The organism is uncultured Sunxiuqinia sp., from assembly GCF_963974515.1.
Classification (GTDB): domain Bacteria; phylum Bacteroidota; class Bacteroidia; order Bacteroidales; family Prolixibacteraceae; genus Sunxiuqinia.
The window spans coordinates 1-2,063 of sequence record NZ_CAXBDD010000220.1 but is presented as its reverse complement, the minus strand read 5'-3'; the positions used below and the strand labels follow the sequence as shown (position 1 = coordinate 2,063).

Here is a 2,063-nt window from a genome sequence, read left to right as displayed (position 1 = left end):
CTGGTCGAGCTGCTTCAGCCTTGGCTGGAGAAGTTTGGCGTTGAAGTGCTGGTGATTGGAGGAAATATTGCCAATGCTTTCAACTTGTTTCAACCGGCCATGGATGAGGCGCTTCAAAAGGCCGACTTAAGCCTTCGGATCGAACTTTCGGAGCTCAAGGAAAACGCTGCTATTATTGGAAGTGCTCGCTTGGCCGAACCCGATTTCTGGAAACGCGTGGCTCCCTGCCTGGCAACCATGTAAACATCAAATTTTAACAAGTGAAATCCTAAACCAACTCAGATTATGAAACGAATTTATTCGATTTATCTGCTCTTCTTCCTTTTGGTAGCTTGTCAGTCTGGAGAAAAGCGGCTATCAACCGAAGAGTTAGCTCAAAAAGTGCGCGAAAATGAATCCATCGCTTTTACCAAGCAGAAAGCCCGCGAAGTGGTGAAGACCGGGTTCAATGCTGGTGATGGCTACCGCGAAGTGTGGATTCGCGATTATAACACCTTTATCGAGCTGGCCGCTGAACTTTACGATCCGGCAGAGTTGAAGGAAAACCTGCTGGTGTTCTTCCGCATGCAGGGGGACGACGGAAATATTCTGGATGGCTTTACGCCCCGTGAAGATACCATCATTCGCTATGATTTTACGTACACTGAAATGGCACCTAACTATGCGGGCCACAAAAACACGGTGGAGACTGATTAGGAAACTTCGCTGGTCCAGACGGTTTATAAGTACATTAAAGCTACGGGCGATCAACCCATTTTGGATGAACAGATTGGTGACATGACGGTAGCTCAGCGTCTGGAAGCGGCCATGGAGTTTTTGATTACAAATCGCTATGTGGCCAGCCACAATTTACTTTGGGGAGCGACAACTGCCGACTGGGGCGATGTTCAGCCGGAACACGGCTGGGGGGTTGACCTGGACGAAAACACCCACAGGGCCATTGATATTTATGATAATGCGATGTTTATCATTGCTCTGGATAATTTGATGGAAATGATTCCATCATCCAGAACGCGCTGGGAAGTGGTTCGGGACGAAGTTTTTAAAAGTTGTCGTAAACATTTGTGGGATAAGGAAAACCAGAAGTTCATTCCACATATCTATCTTGAAGGTTCTCCGTTCCCCGATGATTTCAACGAAAATGAGATTTATTACTTTGGTGGAACGGCCATTGCTATCGAAGCCAGTTTGTTGTCAGTCCCCGAAATTGAGCATTCGCTGAATGAAATGGTGAAACGGGCGAAAGAGGCGGGCGCACCTTCCATTGGATTGACGCTCTATCCGCCCTATCCGGAAGGTTTCTTCGAAAATCAAATTATGAACCCCGAGTACAGCTATCAAAATGGCGGCGACTGGACCTGGTTCGGCGGTCGCATGATTCAGCAACTGGTACGGTATGGCTTTTTGCAGGAAGCTTACGAGCAGCTTTTGCCCATGACTGAGCGCGTTTTGGAAAACGATGGTTTTTATGAATGGTACTCCATCAACAATGAGCCACGCGGATCGGGAACCTTCCGTGGTTCGGCGGGTGTACTTTATGTAGCCATTGAGCAGTTGGAAAGGGCTTTAGCCAACGAGTAAGCTCTGAATTTTCATTAATCTGATAAATAACAAAAAAATAGTCTGATGAGATCTGGTTTAGTTACGCTAGTGTTTGCCTTCTGGACTTTAGGCTCCTGGGCACAAGCACCCAATTTTATTGAAGAGGTTGATCCGAACATCGGAGCAGCGCATTCACGATGGTTTTTCTACACCCCCGCTGCCAACCCTTTTGGCATGGCCAAACCGGCAGCCTCAACCGACGGGCACTACGGAAACAAGTGGGGCTGGGAAGCTGTGGGTTACGATCAGCGGCATATCTCCATCGAAAGTTTTGTGAATTTTCATGAGTTTCAGATTGGTGGTGTGGCGGTGATGCCCACGGTAGGGCACTTGCAGACGATTCCCGGCAAGCTGGAATCGCCTGATGAGGGTTACCGTTCGCGTTTCTCAAGAGAGACCGAATTGGCACAGCCAGGCTATTACCGGGTTGAACTCGATGATTATGGCGTTTTGGCCGAATT

General features: G+C 48.1%; 2 protein-coding genes and 2 pseudogenes. All 4 read left to right on the top strand.

The features are described from left to right. Positions 1 to 243, top strand: a pseudogene (locus AAC033_RS19085) (ROK family protein); the annotation flags it as partial. A gap of 42 nt (positions 244 to 285) precedes the next feature. After that, complete coding sequence (locus AAC033_RS19080) at positions 286 to 696, top strand: hypothetical protein (RefSeq protein ID WP_339741172.1); 411 nt, start codon at positions 286 to 288, stop codon at positions 694 to 696. 81 nt (positions 697 to 777) lie between these two features. Further along, positions 778 to 1,581 (top strand): hypothetical protein, encoded by an 804-nt coding sequence (locus AAC033_RS19075; protein WP_339741170.1) that lies wholly within the window; start codon positions 778 to 780, stop codon positions 1,579 to 1,581. Between the two features lie 45 nt (positions 1,582 to 1,626). After that, a pseudogene (locus tag AAC033_RS19070) lies at positions 1,627 to 2,063 on the top strand (glycoside hydrolase family 92 protein); the annotation flags it as partial.